Raw genomic sequence first — 16,780 nt, forward strand, 5'->3', positions numbered from 1 at the left:
TCCGTTAAAAACTGTATCGAATCCGCCCATACAGATTATTGTTGTCCTTAAACTGGCCAAAAAAACTGTGTTCATCTTCGCCAAAAAACAGGTTCATTCCGGCGCTCATACTCCAGTTATCATCCAGACGGTAATCCAGCGCCGGGCGTAGATAACCGTCCTGATCTGTCGGTGAATAGAACGTGAATAAGGACAGGCTCAGATCATCGCGCTGATTACGCCAGGTCAGCCGGTTGGTCAGTACCACACGGTTTTGCTCTGCTTCCCAGTCTGGAAAAGGTGAGTTAGCCAGCAGTGCGGCATGGTTTTGTGTATGTTCCAGATAAAACTGAACACTACCGGTCAGGCGAGTGATCACTTCCTGCTCATAGCCCAGCAGCGCGCGCCATTGGCTATTGGGAATGCGGGGATTTTCACCTTTGCCATCCTCTTTACTGCGATGATGACTGATTTCAGCATTAAACAGGCCGCTGCCCAGAGGCATGCGAATGGATGCACCAAGGGTTTGTAGGCCACTGAACGTCGGAACACCCTCCGCACTCAGAGCTTCAGGACTTTTGTAATACCCATCGTAGGCATACAAGGCCAGCTCCTTTCCTTTAATATTACGGAACAGCCGCAATGCCCATTCATCGCCTGAAGGGCGTTTTGCATTAAAGCCAGGTTGCGGGGCAATCACACCGCCGGCCCTGGGATTGAAAAAGGAAAAATAATCGCCGCTGATATAGTTGTCGCCGTCAAACTCCGGGCTGTAAACCAGATCCAGATTGAACCAGTCAAAATAGCCAGAGGCTTTAACGGCATCAGATGGGGCTTTGAGATATTCATCTTCGCGTCCGGCAAAAAAGGATTGCCAGTCTTTGGGGAACAGATCATTGAGAAACAGATAGTCTCCGGTGCCCCAGGTCAGGATCTGACGACCGGCTTTAATATCAAACTGCTGACCTAAGCTGAATTGTGCGGACAGCTCACGGATACGGCCCCGCCAGTCAGACAGCACCGCATCGTAGCGGCCTTCAGCCTTGGCCTCAAAGCTGATTTCCTGCCACTGGTAACTGGTTTCCAGACGCAACCGGGCATCACCAAGACTCAATGCATCATGGTAAGGGCTGGATTCCGTGCGCCGGCCCAGTGCCAACTCCGCAAAGCCGTGCACCGGCAGTCCGGCAGAGGTTTCTTCAATTCCCCAGTCGTCATCTTCCCAGCCCCAGTCATCCTGCTGTTGGGCTGAGTTCTGTTCTGAATCGGCCCCCAATTGCCAGCCGTCATCAGTATTTTGCTGGGCATAGGCAGCAAAGCCGGGCGCAAGAGCAATCAGCGTAGCGAATAAGTGGGTACGACCTGAACTCATTATCAGTCTCTCAGCTCCAGCCAGTCACGGGGTGGATTACGCAGACTACGCTCAGAAAACACATCATCTGGCAGGCCCAAATCGTAGCTGATAAAACGAAACTGCATTTCTGTTTCGCCACCACTGCGCAGATCCTGAACCCGGGAGTGGGTAACAGTCGGATAGCCCTGTATTTCTTCCGTTTTTAAAGCCTCGACGCGACGATAGTTTTCGCCTTTGCTGTCGAAAAAGTCAATTTTAACCGGCAGCATAGTGGCCTTATCGATACTCACCTGGTAACGGGTAAACTCTACTGAGCCCGGATCTTTGGGGTTCGCTTCCAGCACATACTGCTTATCTGTTTCGTCGAGCAGGCTAAAGTTATCCTGTGAGGTGCTGCGCCCGGATACATCTTCATAGAAAAAGTGTGAACCCACAAAGGAGGTGCGCTTATCTCCGGCAGAAATACGTTTGACCAGATCCAGTCCCGGCAGGTAGAGCCAGCGGTCATCATCGCGATCGGTGTTTTTTACCACCCTGAATACCGTATCGCGCACATCGGCAGGGCGGGAGAAAAACACCATCATGTCCTGTGAACCGCCATCTTCGCGATCTTTACGCAGGATCACAAACTGGCGCATTTGTTTGCGGCCCTGGGCATCGGTGATCAGCATGCGCGCGGCACTGCGTCCATCGTCACCGGCATAGTAGGCGGCCAGTTCGGCGCGCTTAACAATTTCCTGCACATCCACCTCCTGTGTTTGCGCTAAAGGGCTGAGCATCAGTGACAGCGGCAATAACCATTTGTAGGGTAATTTCATCGTATTTCTCCTGTTCATTTATCGCTACCAAATAACCCCTTGCGGGTCAGCGCCATCACCGAGGGCAGCATCACCAGGGTTACCAGTGCCGAAATGGCCATAATCGAAGCAAGGAATACGCCCACGGTGATATAAGGCACCAAGGGTGCAAATAACAAGGGCGTAAAACCCATCGCAATCACAATGGCGTTACGTGATATGGCCCGGGCGGGTTCTTCAAACATCAGTTTCAGGCTTTGTTGCCAGTTCTGCTGTTTGGCCCAGGTGGCACGGAAGCGTTCGATAAAGTGAATGGCAAAGTCTACCGACAGGCCCAGAGTCAGGGCTGAGAGCACGGCTATTGGCATATCATAGTCTTTGCCAATCCAGCCGATCAGCCCATAGATCAAGGTTATGGTCAGGGTTAATGGCAACATGGCCAGAATACCGAAGCTGACTGAGCGGAACAGCAGCATCATCATCAGCATCACAATCACAAAGGCACTGACCAGGCTATCGAGCATCCCCTCTACCATTTGTTGTTGCCAGACCACATTTAAGTAAGCCTTACCGGCCCAGTTTACTTTCAGGCCGTCGGGAAGAGGGTTAGCGGCAATATAGTCTTTCACCAGGGTCACAACCGCAGTCATATCTTTATTATCGCCACTGGTCAGTTGCAGCCAAATCAGACTCTGACGGTAATCAGGCGTCACAAAATGCCACAGATCCTGTGGCCGATGAGAAGACTGATATTGCAACAGGGTCTGAGATACGCCATTGGCGGTATCCGGCAAAACAAAGTCTTTGTCTTCGCCGCTGCGTAACTCGCGGTTCACAGTTTTTACGATATCACTCAGGGAGTTGGACTTACCCACCAGACCGCTGTCTTTAAGGTGTTGCTGTAAACCGCTCATATAGCTAAGAACAGCCGGATTTAAAAAGGCCTTGCTCTGACTCTCCAGTTTTTCCAGCGCAAGGGCCAGTTCAGTGAAACGATCCGATTCATCCATATCCAGCTCAAAGCTTTTATCATAGATGGCACTGATCAGCGTCGACAGACTGCTGCTGGCATCAAATTGCTGTTGCTGCTGTAGCAGCCAGTTGATGGTATTTTGTGACAGTTCTTCACTATCTACGGTTTCTGTCAGTAAGGCTTTAACATCTGCACTGGCATCACCCTGTTGCTGCATTACCAGATAGGCATCATAGGTGCCGGCGAAGTGCTCATTCAGTACCCGATCGGCGATGCGCAGTTCGTGATCGGCCTTAAACCAGCGCACCGGGTTGTCGTTGATTTGGATCTGGCTGATGCCCCACACTGCGATAGCAAACAGCGCAATAAAACCAGCCAGCCAGAGTTTGGCGTGGCTGCCCGCCAGCCTGCCGAGGCGAACCAGCGCAGGCGCAAGTTTAGACTGACTCTCATCGGGCAGTTTCTGAGTCAGGTTGAGCAGAGTTTTTTCACTCAGACCGCTTAAATAAGCAGGCACAAATATCACGGTGAGCAAATAGGCCAGCATAATTCCAAAGCCCACAAAGGCGCCGAAGATCTGCACCGGCGGGATAGGGGTGATAATCAGCGATAGAAAGCCCACGGTAGAAGTAATGGAAGTAAACAGCATCGGCGTAAACAGGTGGCCCATTACCTCTTTTAATACCTTTTTGACCTCGTCACCGGGCTTATAACGATCGGCAAATTCCGACAGAATATGTACCGAGTCGACCACCGCGATGGGCATCAGGAAAATAGCGATCATCGATGACATAATATGCACGGTAAAGCCTATGCCGATCAGCAGACCCATAGTGATCAACACCGTTGCCATGGCGACGATCATAGGCGCGACAATAAAGGGGATATTGCGGAAAAACACCCACAGCAGAATAAAGATAGTCAGTCCCGCCAGCGGCGCACTGATCCCCATCTGTACAAACATCTCATACCCGAAACGGTCTTCGGCCACGGGCAAACCGGTAATATGCCACTCGTCCTGGCTGTCTAATTCACTGATTTTACTGCGCAGTTGCTGAGCAATGGCATAGCTTTGGTTTTTATCGATGATGGGCACATAGAGTGCCGCGGCCTGGCCATCACCAGATACCAGTGTGTTGTATAAAAGCGGCAGACGCTCGGCCTTGTCGCGGATTGCGCTGGCTTGTTCATCGGTTTGTGGGGCGGTTTTCATCATCCACTCAAAGCGGATAGTGCCAGGCTCTTTCTGGTCTATATTGTCCACATTGGCTAGTGACATCAGATCGGCCTGCACCACACCCTCAATACCTGTGGCGAATTCCGTCAGGCTGACCAGATGGCCCAGGGTTTGCGGATTGTAAATGCCGTCAGGATTAACCACACCCACCACCACCATATCGTGCATGGAAAAACGGGTTTTGGTCTGATTATGAAATTCTCGCTGGGAATTGTCCTGCGGCAGCATATTCTCCGGATCGGTATCGATCTGGATGCCCGGCAACTGGGCGACAAAAACCAGGGTCAGAATCAATAAGCCCCAGTACACCAGCTTGCGTTTCGCCGTGACCAGTTCGATGAGTTTGTCAGCCATAACCACCCTCAAATACAGTAATTACTAATTTAGAAATAAGCGAAATATAGTTCAAAAAAACAGGCTGTCAATGATTAATTCAGATTTCTCTAAATTACACGGCAGCCTTTTCAGATAGTGTTAAGGGGTCTCAATCCGAAGATCCGCTTTCTTCCAGGCTTCAAAGCCGCCGTCTACCGAGTAGACTTTATCAAAGCCCATTCTCATTAATGATTCGGTGGCCAGAGCACTGCGAGCGCCGCTTCGACAATAGAGGTAAAGCTCGCGCTGGGCCAGTTCTTCCAATGGCGACTCCGCGCCTTTAACCTGAGGCAGTTCGGTGAGACTGGTTTCCAGAATGCCGCGGGGCAGGTTAACCGCGCCCGGAACAAAACCTTGCGCATACTCCTGCGGTTCGCGCACATCGATGATCACAATCTGATGAGCAAGCTGTTGTTCCAGTTCGCTGATGGGCACTTCCTTGATCCCGGCTTTGGCTTCAGCCACCAACTGTGGTGCGGTTTTAATCATAAGTAATCTCCTAAAGTCTGAAACAGAATAAATGCGGCCAATATCACCAGCAATAGTGCAAAGCCTTTTCGTAACCTGTGCTGAGGCCAGTTAACTGACCAGCGCTGCCCCAGCAGGCTGCCGACTATGCCCATGGCAGCAATGATCAGTAGTAATGTCCAGTCCAGTTGGCTGGTGTCTGGTAATAGCCAGGCATTTTTTGCAAAGCCAGTCCAGGCGCTGATATTGATCAGCACTAAACTGGTGGCTCTGGCGCGAAAAAAATCCAGTGCGGTAAACCTGAGTATAGCGGGCACCAATAAAAATCCCCCGCCAACGCCGGTAAAACCCGTGAGCATGCCCACCGCGGTGCCTACACCGAGCATTAAGGGCAGACTGGTTTGTTTATCATCCAGACGGACTTTACCACTGTACATAAAGCGGCTTGCCATCAGCATCAGTAACGCAAATGCTGTCAATTGCACTAGACCAGAAACCAGGCTGCCAAGCCAGGCCCCCATATAGGCACCGAGCATACCGGTGATGCCAAGGCGTAAAGCCAGTTGCCAGTCAACCAGACGTTTGCTGTGACTGAGCAGTAATGAGAGGGTGCTGATGGCCGCCACAATAAACAGTGCGCCGGTAATCGCCAGTTTGGGTTCATGACCTGCCAGATACACCAGTACCGGCAGTGCCAGCACGGCGCCGCCGGAGCCAAAAATACCAAGACTAAGACCTATACTGGATGCTGCAAGTAAGACCAGTGTCACCAAATCTCCAAAAATGAATAACTTATAACTATTGGTTGTATGGTAATTCGCATTTTGCTAAATTACAAGGCGTTCAGTTAATGAGGAGCAACAGATGTCATTACAGGTACAGGCTTTTTTTCATCAGGATACCTCAACCTTGTCCTATCTGGTTTTCGATGAACAGGCCAGAGAAGCGGCGATTATCGACCCGGCGCTGGATTTTGATTACGCCGCCGGGCACACCAATACTGAATTTGCAGACCAGTTGATTCAGGCGGTGAAAGACAATGAGCTGTCTTTAAAGTGGATTCTGGAAACCCATGCTCATGCTGATCATCTCACCGCGGCTCAGCATATCCGCGCACAGCTGGGCGGTAAAATTGCCATCGGCAGTGGCATTACAAAAGTACAAGAGAACTTTCAGCGCCTGTTTAACCTTGGTGATAAGCAGGACGTACAGGGGCGTGATTTCGACCATCTTTTTGCCGAGGGCGATACTTTTACAGTAGGGCGTTTTCATGGCCGTGTGATTACCACACCGGGCCATACCAATGACAGTCTGACCTATCTGATTGGCGGCAATGCCTTTGTGGGCGACAGCCTGTTTATGCCCGACGCTGGCACTGCACGCTGTGATTTCCCCGGTGGTAGTGCCGAACTGCTATTTGAATCCGTACAAAAGCTCTATGCGCTGGATGATGACACCAGGATTTATGTCTGCCACGACTATCAGCCCGAGGGAAGATCGCTGCGTTATGTAGCTACAGTGGCCGAGCACAAGGCCAATAATATTCATATTAATAAAGATACGACTGTTGAGGAGTTTGTGCAAAAACGCAATAAACGAGATAAAACCCTGGGTATGCCAAGGCTGATTATTCCCAGTATTCAGGTCAATATCCGCGCCGGCGAACTGCCGCCGGCGGAAAATAATGGTGTCCACTATCTGAAAGTACCGGTAAACCTGCTGGGCTGTTAAGGCAACGGACAAATTGATGCTTTGTCTTGCGCAGTGCTTGATTAAATTAATCAGTTCAGTAAAATGCGCCCTCGCTTTGGCAGTCAGCTGCTAAAGTTAAAAAGTTTCAGGACGCATAGCTCAGCTGGATAGAGTACTCGGCTACGAACCGAGCGGTCGGAGGTTCGAATCCTCCTGCGTCCGCCATATAAACGAAAAAAGCCCCGATGTAGTTTATCGGGGCTTTTTTCGTTTATGCGCGGCCCAGTGGGGTGAGAACCTCCTCAGGTTCGACCATTTTGTCAGGAACAAAATGGAACAGCCGAAGGCTGGCCCCGAAGGGGCGTAGGGCAGGAAGCCCGGAATAATCCTCCTGCAGATTAAGCTCGGAGTAAAAGTACGAACAAAAAGACATTCTCACCGCAGAGTCGCGGAGATCGCAGAGGAGAGAGGGGCAACATCTCTACGTCCTCTGCGGTAAATTTACCATTAGCAAAGGTCACTGGATGCCCGATAACGACACTCGGGCATGACCAAAGGTCGTTCCCGCATGTTTTTAGCGGGAACCCAGCGCCTTAATCTTTGCTACTCATCACACGAAAAAACTTTAACGCCAGCGGTTTATTGGCTGTCCGCAAGGGCGAAAGGCAGGACGCCCTGAGTAACCCCCCAGTGTAGGGTCGAAAGCGAATACTGGGGTGTATTGTTTCGCAAACCCCGCGTCAGGTAGGGGGCAGGTACTGAGGATGGAATTCATTCGACCACCAAAGCGCCCCTGAACCGGCTATCCACCTTATAGTCTGACTTCCACCAGATCACTGTCAGCCAGCCGGGATTTGACCACCGTCAGCCTGGTCTGGTTAAGATCAAAGTTTAACCGAAAGCGGTTTTTGGCCAGCTCTTTGTGTTCGGCTTTACCTGTGACGATATTAACTCTGTGCAAAAGTGCTGTATTTTCTTTGTGAGCCGTGTAATACAGCCAGTCTCCGTTTATTTGCCAGCGATTAGGGGTTACAGCGGGTAAACGGGTGAGCAGGCGAGGGGAACGATCAACCTCAACCAGGTAGGCGTTGAATTGCAGGTCTATCATAATATGGCGCTGTTTATCGATACTGACTTTAGCCAGGTAGCCGGTCTCTGCGCGCACATGCTCCTCAGAAGTCAGGCTGTATCGGTATAACACGGGCCTGTTTTTCTCCAGCCGGGCATAAATTAAAGCATCTCCTGTGACAGTCCAGAAAGGCGGATAATTTTTGTCGATGGAGCTGGTAATAAATTTGAGGTCACCAGAGTTTATTTGAACCGTAAACACTCTGTTACCAGCCAGGCCCGTCAGCATGGTTTCCTGCTGATTGATTGTCAGCGCACTGATATCTGAGTCCTCTGGAAAAGCGGCGACAAGTTGTGTGTTCTTGTCTGAATCTAAGAATTTTATGCTTAACGTTCCTTGATGGCGTGAAACAAAATAGAGCCGATGAGTCTGCGGCCCATAGACAGGAAAATCCTCCACACCAGCGGATTCATAATAGTCCGAAGACAACAGTGGGTTGACAGAGAAAGGATTGGGTTGCTCACCCAGATCCAGATAGTTGCCGCTATGTTGGCGCATATAGAAGCAGTCATCAGCGCATTGGTAGAAGATATTGTTCAGATAAGACTGGTTGTGGGCCATTTTGCGCAGTTGTTGATCATGACGCTGATATTGCATCAATTGCCCCTGAAAATTCGACATAGTCAGCACGTTATCATCTGGCCCCCAGACCAGTCTGTGCATAACCTGTGGTAACAGATGGGTATGCACCAGCTCCCCCGTGGCTAAATGCAGTAACAACAATTCGCCTTTGTCTTGTTCGACGCCACGCAGTATCGCCAGCAGCTCACCATTGTGAGATTCCTTCGCAAAGATATCGCCGTGACCTGAGACATTCGGCGCGCTGATATTTTCCAGCTTGCTGTTTTTCAGGTGAAACTGCCAGATCCCCTGTGGCTGGCCGGCGCTGAATTTATCTTTAAGGTAGACGGACGCCCCATTGCTGGCCCAGCTCAACAGGTACATATCATTGGTAACAGTGCTCAGAGGGCTGGTGCGAACAATGCCTTTTCCAGGGCTATAGCCTGCCAGGTAATGACTTTGTGAATGGATATCACTGCGGGTATAAAGCAGTGTCTTGCCATCAGGGGCCCAGAGTCCGCCGGCATAGTTGGCCTGCTCAGAGGTAAGTCTGGCTGTTTTTCCTGAGCTGAGATCTTTAACGTAAAGTTGCAGGTAGTCGTCTTTATTAGCGCGGTGAGAAAATAGCAGCCGGTTATGTACCGGATCATAATCGGGACTGACTTCTGAGCCGGACATGTCAGTAAGATAACTAATGCTCAGGTCTGATTCTGCAGGGCTGCCAATAAGCCTCCCAAGCCACAGACTGCTAATTAACACCGCCAGTATCAGGGCTGACACAACCCATACAAGGAAAGGTTTGCTGTGCCGGTTTTGTCTGGCAGGCGGCTGATAAGATACCGGCGCAATCAGCATATAGCCTTTTAGCGGCAGGGTTTTGATATAGCCGGGATCACGGGCGTTATCCTTTAGTGCCTCCCGTAACTTTTTAATCGCGGCGCGCAGTGCATCGTCAGTAACAACACGTCCGGGCCAGAGTTGCGCCGTAATGGCATCGCGACTTAACAGCTGTTGCGGGTGGGTGGCAAAAAATAACAATAACTCACTTATCTGAGGCTCCAGTTTACGCGGTTTCGGGTCCTGATTATCAGTTGCGGATACTAAAGTCCCCCGTTCGGAGTCAAAAATATAATCGCCAATGTGTAGTACCACATCTTTTTCTCTTAAATTTTTATTATTCAAATCAATACCTTGAAACTTGTGAACTGGTGTGACCGAGTTGCAGATGTCCCCGGTCACAAAGCATCACAAGGGTTCCGTTGTGGTGCGGGGCATTTGGCGATATTGCTTGGCAGTATTACATCACAGGCTCCGTTTTTGTCCAGTTTACAGAGTCATAAAACAACGAGGAAAACCATGACCCGACTTATTCAGAGTCTATTCTTACTGCTGTCCCTGCTGTTAATTTCCCAGGTCTGTGCCGGCCAACCTGTACCAGATAATCTGGAAGATCTCGGGCAGACGATAGATAAGATCCGCTCAGACACAAAAACACCGGGTATCGCAGTGAGCCTGCTGCTAGCTGACGGTAATCTCTGGTTTCACAGTTCCGGTTTTGCGAACCTGAACAAGCGTACCCGCATCAATCAGGATACGCAGTTTCGTTTCGGCTCTGTTTCCAAGATGCTGGTGAGTCTGTCTGTCCTGAAGCTGGTGGATCAAGGCGTGCTGAATCTGGATGATAAAGTGGCAGATCTGGTACCCGAGGTATATTTTGACAATCCCTGGCAAGTGACACATCCGCTTACAGTAGCGCATTTGCTGAATCATACTTCAGGCTGGGATGCACCGCATTTTGCAGAGCAAATCAGTGTCAGTGATAAACCGGTGAGTATTAAACACGCCCTTGAGATACATCCCCATTCCCGCACGTCACGCTGGCCGCCCGGAACGCGCAGCGCCTACAATAATACCGGGCCATTGGTGGCTGCCTATATTGTCGAAAAATATACCGGTCAGACCTATGAGTCTTTCGTTAAGGAACAGTTCTTTACGCCACTTTCAATGAAAGACAGCGATTATTTCTACACCGATCATTATCGCACCCATGCTGCAACCTTTTATCAGGGCACCAGTGAAACACCCTACTGGCATCTTAATAATCGTGCAGCAGGTGCATTGAATAGCAGTCTGGCTGATATGGGCAAGTTTCTGGCCTTTTTGCTCAGACGTGATCAAAGCCCGGCATTATTATCCGAACAGGCCCTGAATAACTTCCAGCAACCACAGGCAAGTCTGGCGACATCAACTGGCCTGCAGCTGACATGGGCTTTAGGTAATAACCTCTATCATGCCAATGGGCAGGTATTATATGGCCACCAAGGCAGTCTGCCCGGGGCCAGTGCGATGGTCGTTTACCAGCCAGCGCTGAATAGTGGTTATGTGATCGCGGCGAATACCGGCGGGCCTGGTGTATCGCAAGTGCATAAACTGCTAGCAGACTTTATCACCCGATCATCTAATCCGCCTGTGGTTAAGCCTGAGCGCATGATCACCGACGAGGATAAACGGCTCAGCGGCTTTTATCGCAATATCAGTCCTGTTGCCGAACTGACAGATTCCTTTATGCGTCTTATTCCCTGGTCGCTACGTGTGACTGAACAAAACACGTTGCTGTCGATACCCTTTGCCGGCCCGAAACGCCAGCTTGTTGCCAATGCCACTACCGGGTTTAAGCAGCAATCAACAGGCAAAGTGGTACTGGTACAGGCTGAGGATCCTGTCGTCGGTGACGTATTACACTATGGCCCCCACACCCTGAAAAAGGTCAGTGTGCCTGGCGCCTATCTGCCCCGGATCGTGTTGGTGCTATGGCTCGTCAGTATTCTTTTGGGATTAGCCTTTGCCCTGATCTGGATACCGCGGAAATGGATGGGGAAAATCAACAACAGCGCTAGTCTGCGTATCCGCAGTTGGCCCATGATAACGCTGATACCGCTCGTTATTGTTGTGGCTTGCCTGCTGATGATCAAAAGCAGCGCCACGCCTTTTGTGTTAGCGGGTCAGCCCACAGTACTGTCATTGATAGTGTTTTTTGCCAGCATAGTGTTTTTCCTGGCCGCCCTGTGGAGTGTTCGTATCTGGTATCTGATCAGAAATGACAAAATGGGACGACTGGTAAGGTGGCACTCAGGCATGCTGATATTTCTGAACCTGGTTATTGCGCTGTACCTGTTATCACAGGGACTGATTGGTGTCAGGCTATGGGGTTAATACCATCGGCCCGATAAAATTGGGCCTTTCTTTTTATATGTGAGGCCCAATGGGGTGAGCCCCCCAGGGCTCGGCCATTTTCCCTTTGCCCATACCAGTGCTACATTGGCTGTTGTAATTTAACACTGCCAGGAACACAGATGACGTCCATTTCTCAGACCTTTGCCAAAGGGTTACTCTTTTCGCTTCCCATAGCCATTACTCTGGGGGCGCTTTACTGGTTTTTCAGCTGGGCGGAATCCTTGCTCAGCCCTTTGCTGGAATATATGTTGCCGCATGGCTGGTATATCACCGGGATGGGAGTGTTATCCGGTCTGGTGATTATTTTTCTGCTCGGGTTATTGGTACAGGCCTATTTGCTGCGGCAGATATTTGAGTGGCTGGAAAACAGTCTTAACCGCATACCGCTGGTGAAAACCTTGTATGGCAGTGCCCGGGATATTATGCGTTTATTCTCGGGCTCAGATCAGCATGAGTTGCAAAAAGTGGTGTTGGTAAGGATGCATGAGGATATTCGCATGATTGGTTTTGTCACTAATGAGGATATTGATTTTGCCAAAGAGGATGATGTGATTGCCGTCTATGTGCCACTGAGCTATCAGGTGGGTGGTCATCTGTTGTATTTACCCCGCAGCCGCTGCGAGCCGCTGGATATGCCAGTGAAGGCCGCCATGCAACAAGTGCTGACGGCCCATATCAGCCAGTCAAAACCAGTAAAACACCCGGTCTGATTTTCGATTCAGTCGTTGAACACGAGCGACCAATAATCTGCTATACCTTGTCTGGTGAGTATTTGCAGCTTGCGCTTGTACGCAGGCTTGTTACAATCCGCGCCAGATTTGTCGCTTAATGCACAAGTCCATTAACCAAGGGGTGCCGTGAGGCTGAGATCCGTATCTGCTGAAAGATGCAGTAGTGGGAACCCTTAAACCTGATCCGGATAATACCGGCGTAGGAATGGTTCGGGAACCGCTCCCAAACATCTCCCATTGACCTGCCGTAATACCGGATCTTTTCATACTAAAACGAGAAGATCCCAAAATGACACCAGCGAAAAACACTCTATATCTGGCCGTGGCACTGGCTTTTTCTGCTAACGCACAGACAAGCAGCGACGAAACTAATGGCCTTGAACATATTCTGGTTACCTCTGATTTTAATGCACAAAATTTGCAGGTGGTGCCTTCCAGCATTTCAGTTATTGGTCAGCAGCAAATTACTGAGCGTCAGGCCCAGCATCTTGAACAGATCCTGAATGTGGCCCCCAATGTCAACTTTGCCTCTGGCGCGTCCCGTGGCCGTTATGTGCAGATCCGCGGTATCGGTGAGCGCAGCCAGTTTTCTGAACCCGTTAATCCATCAGTCGGTGTGGTGGTGGATGATGTGGATTTTTCCGGTATCGCCGCCATCGGCACTCTGTTTGATGTGCAGCAGGTTGAAGTATTAAAAGGCCCTCAGGCCACCGAATTTGGCGCCAATGCGCTGGCCGGCGCGATTAAGATTCAGACCACACCGGCAGGAGCTGATCAGGCTTCGCGCCTGAGTCTGAGTCTGGCTGAGCACAATACCTGGTCGGCGGGCGTGGCCCACGGCGGCGATCTCAGTGACAAGCTGGCCTACCGGGTCGCACTACAGCAATATAAAAGTGATGGCTTTATTGAAAATATCTATCTGAATCGGGATGACACCGGCAATCGCGACGAGCTGACATCCAGAATCAAACTGGCCTGGCAGGCATCGGATGATCTGACGCTGGATTTAAATTATCAGTATTTTGATATTGATAATGGCTACGATGCGTTTTCACTGGATAATGATGACAAAACCCGCTCCGATGAGCCCGGGTTTGACCGCCAGAAATCTCATGCGCTGAGCCTGAAGGCCGACTGGCAACTGTCCTGGGGTCGACTGCTTGCCATCGGCGCACTGTCCGATTCGGACATTGATTATGGCTATGATGAAGACTGGACCTATGTCGGTTTTCATCCCTGGGAGTACAGCTCCTTCGACGCCTATTATCGTCAGCGTGACACCAAATCTCTGGAGCTTCGGGCTATCTCTGATGACAGTTCGCGGTTGTTTGCCGATACCACAGACTGGGTAGTGGGCGTGTATTCCAAGTCGGTGGATGAAGACTTACTGCGTCAGTACACTTATGCAGAAACGGATTTTCAGAGTACTTACCAGCCCGACAATCTGGCCCTGTATGCCCAGACCCGCACCCATTTTAATCACAGCACCCGCCTGACGGTGGGTTTGCGTGTCGACCGCTTTAATATTGATTATCAGGATAACGGCGGTTTCGCTGAATCCCTTGAAGATACTATCGTCGGCGGCAAACTGGTGCTGGATCATAGTGTCGCCAGCGGCGCTATGGTGTATGCCGGTATTTATCGTGGTTACAAGGCCAGTGGTTTTAATCCTGATGAGCGGGTCAGTCAGCAGCAGCGGTTATTCGATCCTGAATATAACTGGAACTATGAAGTCGGCGTAAAAGGCAATACAGATAAGGGCCATGTGCGTCTGGCGGCGTTCTATATGGAGCGTAAAGATACACAGATCAGTGATTATGATCTGCAGTACAGAGACGATGGTTCCGCCACTTTTATCGATATTATTGATAACGCGGATAATGGTACCAATTATGGTCTTGAACTGGAAACCGGCTGGCAACTGACTCCATCTCTCAGCGTCTTTGCTAACCTGGGCTGGTTACGGGCAACATTCAAAGGTTTTGAGCGCGCAGACGGCTCTTATGTGGAAGAAAGAGATCAGGCTCAGGCGCCACGCTATACCTTTAATCTGGGGCTGGACTGGAATATTACTGACAGCCTGCGCTGGCATATCGAGGCCGATGGCAAAGACAGTTTCTACTTCTCTGACGGCCATGATGAACGCTCTGACAGCTCGGTACTGGTGAACAGCCGCCTGGCCTATTCTCATCAAGACTGGACGCTGTCATTATGGGGGCGCAATATCTTAGATCGTGAATATCAGGTGCGCGGATTTGGCGGCTTTAGCAACGATCCGCGAGAGTTTTATGAAATTCCTAAGCCCTACTATCAGTTCGGCGATGGTCGTATGTTAGGTGTGAGTCTGGACTATTTATTTTAAGGAAGAATGATGCAAAACAATCAGGCAAATAAACTGGTAGCAGAAATATCCCTGTATCCGCTGGCTGAAAAGTATATTGCGCCGATCAAAACCTTTATTGATCGGCTCAACCGGTATCCGGAACTGGAAGTGGATACCAGCATGACCAGCACCAGAGTCAGTGGCGACTATCTGCCGGTTATGGAAATACTGGCTAAAGAGATGCAACGCAGCCATCAGGAAATTGGCCAGGCCATTTTTGTGTGTAAGTTTTTAAATGGCGATGCCTTGGGCAGCGGCGAATGAGCGACACGATGGCGTTACTGGCTCAGCAATGGGCCAGTCAGTCAGGCTGGGAGATACTGGCTGTGGTGCTGGCGCTGGCCTATGTGTACCTGGCGGCCCGGCAGAATATCTGGTGCTGGCCCTGTGCGCTGATCAGTACAGGTATCTACAGCTGGTTGTTCTGGGAACACACCTTACCACTGCAGACCGTGCTGAATGTGTATTACCTGGGTATGGCCGTGTATGGCTGGTGGCACTGGCGTGCCATGGCCCATGAAGAGGATTCAGATACAGCTGTGCAGACACGCCCCTGGCTCTATCATCTGGTAGCCCTGGTGACACTGTTGCTGATTTCGATTCTGCTGGCCGGCGTATTGCGCCCCTGGTTTAATGCGCAGTTTCTGTATGTGGATGCGTTGGTTACCGTATTCAGCCTGTTTACTACCTACCTGGTCACCCAGAAAGTGCTGGAAAACTGGTTGTACTGGATCGTGATTAATATGCTGGCGGCATGGCTCTACTGGCAATCCGGTTTGCTGCTGACGGCATTATTGTTTACAGGCTACTTTGGTTTTGCTGTGTACGGTTATATCAAATGGCGCGGCAGTTATCTGAATCAGTCGCCGAGCCCTTATGCTGCCTGAATCTGTTGTGGCTGAACTGCGTGGGCTGGATTTTATCGGCGCAGATTTTCAGCTGCAGCCATTACCATCCGGTGCGATTAACCGCAGCTATGCATTGCAGGCAGGGCAGCAGCGCTACTTTTTAAAATGTTTTGCCGACAACACCCCAACCCGGCTGAACCGCCAGGCACTTTTTTCCATGCAAAAACAGCTGGCTGCGGCTGGCCTGGCCTCCGAACCCTGTTATCTGTCAGAGCAGTGCAGCTTTATGCTCGAAACCTGGCAGGAGGTGAGGACGCTGGAAGATATCGAGGTTTCCGTTGAGGAGAAAGTGCTGATTCTGGCCGGACGTATGGCGCGCATTCACCAACAGAATATCGATTGCCCGGAGCTGGATCTGGTATCAGACTGGCACCACTACCTGCAACTAGCCGGAATCGAAAGTGGGGTGCTGTATAACAAGGTGGCGGAATACCAGCAATACTGGCAGCAACTACCTAAAATCACCTTTTGTCATCACGATCTGGCCTTTGCCCATCTGTGTATTCAGCCGCAGGGCCTGGTGCTGGATTGGGAATATCAGGCCCGTTCGGTGGCTGAGTTTGATCTGGCCTGTGCCATTCTGGTGAATCAGCTTGATGATCAGCAGGCCCGTATGCTGGTAGAGCGCTACGGGGAAGCCACCAGGCAGGATACTCTGGCGCTGTGGCACCAGGCTCAGGCTCTGCTGCCACTGGCTGAGCTTACCAGCGAGCTATGGTATCGGGCTGCAGAGCACTCTCGATAATCTGCTTTTTGTTGCCGGTTTTTTTGTTCTCTGGTGTTGTTGCGTATTATTTATTCACTCAGTCAGGGCTGAGGGGAAATTTCCTTTACCTTTAGCCTTGCATGGGTATAATTCTGCCTCCATTGCAGGGGTGTAGTTCCAATTGGTAGAACAGCGGTCTCCAAAACCGATGGTTGGGGGTTCGAGTCCCTCCACCCCTGCCACAAATCTCAGA

The 16,780-nt window shown here is 50.6% G+C and carries 13 protein-coding genes, 2 tRNA genes and 1 riboswitch; of the genes, 9 read left to right on the forward strand and 6 right to left on the reverse strand.

What is annotated here, in order from left to right; genetic code table 11:
• Positions 1 to 4: 4 nt before the first annotated feature.
• The 5 genes from AT746_RS06045 to AT746_RS06065 all read right to left on the reverse strand — a co-directional run bounded on the left by AT746_RS06045 (position 5) and on the right by AT746_RS06065 (position 5,953).
• A complete protein-coding gene (locus AT746_RS06045; RefSeq protein WP_231731024.1) occupies positions 5 to 1,351 on the reverse strand; it encodes a hypothetical protein in 1,347 nt (448 codons plus the stop codon).
• Positions 1,352 to 1,353: 2 nt separating this feature from the next.
• The gene (locus AT746_RS06050; RefSeq protein WP_082633166.1) at positions 1,354 to 2,151 is read right to left on the reverse strand and encodes an outer membrane lipoprotein-sorting protein; all 798 of its coding nucleotides are present in this window, start codon (positions 2,149 to 2,151) and stop codon (positions 1,354 to 1,356) included.
• 14 nt (positions 2,152 to 2,165) lie between these two features.
• Entirely contained in the window at positions 2,166 to 4,694 is a 2,529-nt protein-coding gene (locus tag AT746_RS06055; protein ID WP_062477840.1) for an efflux RND transporter permease subunit, read from the reverse strand.
• 120 nt (positions 4,695 to 4,814) lie between these two features.
• Entirely contained in the window at positions 4,815 to 5,204 is a 390-nt protein-coding gene (locus AT746_RS06060) for a rhodanese-like domain-containing protein (RefSeq protein ID WP_231731025.1), read from the reverse strand.
• Positions 5,201 to 5,953 carry a sulfite exporter TauE/SafE family protein gene (locus AT746_RS06065; protein WP_062477843.1) on the reverse strand — a complete coding sequence of 251 codons (753 nt, stop codon included), beginning with the start codon at positions 5,951 to 5,953 and terminating at the stop codon, positions 5,201 to 5,203. The genes AT746_RS06060 and AT746_RS06065 overlap by 4 nt, the downstream gene beginning before the upstream one ends.
• 94 nt (positions 5,954 to 6,047) lie before the next feature.
• On the opposite strand from AT746_RS06065, the gene AT746_RS06070 reads away from it, so the two are divergent.
• The gene (locus AT746_RS06070; RefSeq protein WP_062477846.1) at positions 6,048 to 6,914 is read left to right on the forward strand and encodes an MBL fold metallo-hydrolase; all 867 of its coding nucleotides are present in this window, start codon (positions 6,048 to 6,050) and stop codon (positions 6,912 to 6,914) included.
• A 109-nt stretch (positions 6,915 to 7,023) separates the two neighbouring features.
• Positions 7,024 to 7,100: transfer RNA gene (locus AT746_RS06075), tRNA-Arg, on the forward strand.
• A gap of 586 nt (positions 7,101 to 7,686) precedes the next feature.
• On the opposite strand, the gene AT746_RS06080 is transcribed toward AT746_RS06075, so the two are convergent.
• Positions 7,687 to 9,747, reverse strand: coding sequence for a winged helix-turn-helix domain-containing protein (locus AT746_RS06080; RefSeq protein WP_062477850.1), 2,061 nt, complete (start codon positions 9,745 to 9,747; stop codon positions 7,687 to 7,689).
• Positions 9,748 to 9,921: 174 nt separating this feature from the next.
• Here AT746_RS06080 and AT746_RS06085 point away from each other — a divergent pair, with 174 nt between their 5' ends.
• The 7 genes from AT746_RS06085 to AT746_RS06115 all read left to right on the forward strand — a co-directional run bounded on the left by AT746_RS06085 (position 9,922) and on the right by AT746_RS06115 (position 16,769).
• The gene (locus AT746_RS06085) at positions 9,922 to 11,778 is read left to right on the forward strand and encodes a serine hydrolase domain-containing protein (protein WP_062477853.1); all 1,857 of its coding nucleotides are present in this window, start codon (positions 9,922 to 9,924) and stop codon (positions 11,776 to 11,778) included.
• 140 nt (positions 11,779 to 11,918) lie between these two features.
• Positions 11,919 to 12,509 (forward strand): DUF502 domain-containing protein, encoded by a 591-nt coding sequence (locus tag AT746_RS06090; protein ID WP_062477856.1) that lies wholly within the window; start codon positions 11,919 to 11,921, stop codon positions 12,507 to 12,509.
• 128 nt (positions 12,510 to 12,637) lie between these two features.
• Positions 12,638 to 12,753: riboswitch (TPP riboswitch) on the forward strand.
• Between the two features lie 66 nt (positions 12,754 to 12,819).
• The gene (locus AT746_RS06095) at positions 12,820 to 14,892 is read left to right on the forward strand and encodes a TonB-dependent receptor (RefSeq protein WP_062477859.1); all 2,073 of its coding nucleotides are present in this window, start codon (positions 12,820 to 12,822) and stop codon (positions 14,890 to 14,892) included.
• A 9-nt stretch (positions 14,893 to 14,901) separates the two neighbouring features.
• Positions 14,902 to 15,177, forward strand: a complete 276-nt coding sequence (locus AT746_RS06100) for a hypothetical protein (RefSeq protein WP_062477862.1) — start codon at positions 14,902 to 14,904, stop codon at positions 15,175 to 15,177.
• Positions 15,174 to 15,800, forward strand: a complete 627-nt coding sequence (pnuC, locus tag AT746_RS06105; protein WP_156413638.1) for a nicotinamide riboside transporter PnuC — start codon at positions 15,174 to 15,176, stop codon at positions 15,798 to 15,800. Before AT746_RS06100 ends, pnuC begins: the two co-directional genes overlap by 4 nt.
• Before the next feature lie 7 nt (positions 15,801 to 15,807).
• A complete protein-coding gene (locus AT746_RS06110) occupies positions 15,808 to 16,566 on the forward strand; it encodes a phosphotransferase (protein WP_197414334.1) in 759 nt (252 codons plus the stop codon).
• A gap of 126 nt (positions 16,567 to 16,692) precedes the next feature.
• Positions 16,693 to 16,769: transfer RNA gene (locus AT746_RS06115), tRNA-Trp, on the forward strand.
• Positions 16,770 to 16,780: the final 11 nt, after the last annotated feature.

The organism is Lacimicrobium alkaliphilum (assembly GCF_001466725.1).
Lineage (GTDB): Bacteria > Pseudomonadota > Gammaproteobacteria > Enterobacterales > Alteromonadaceae > Lacimicrobium > Lacimicrobium alkaliphilum_B.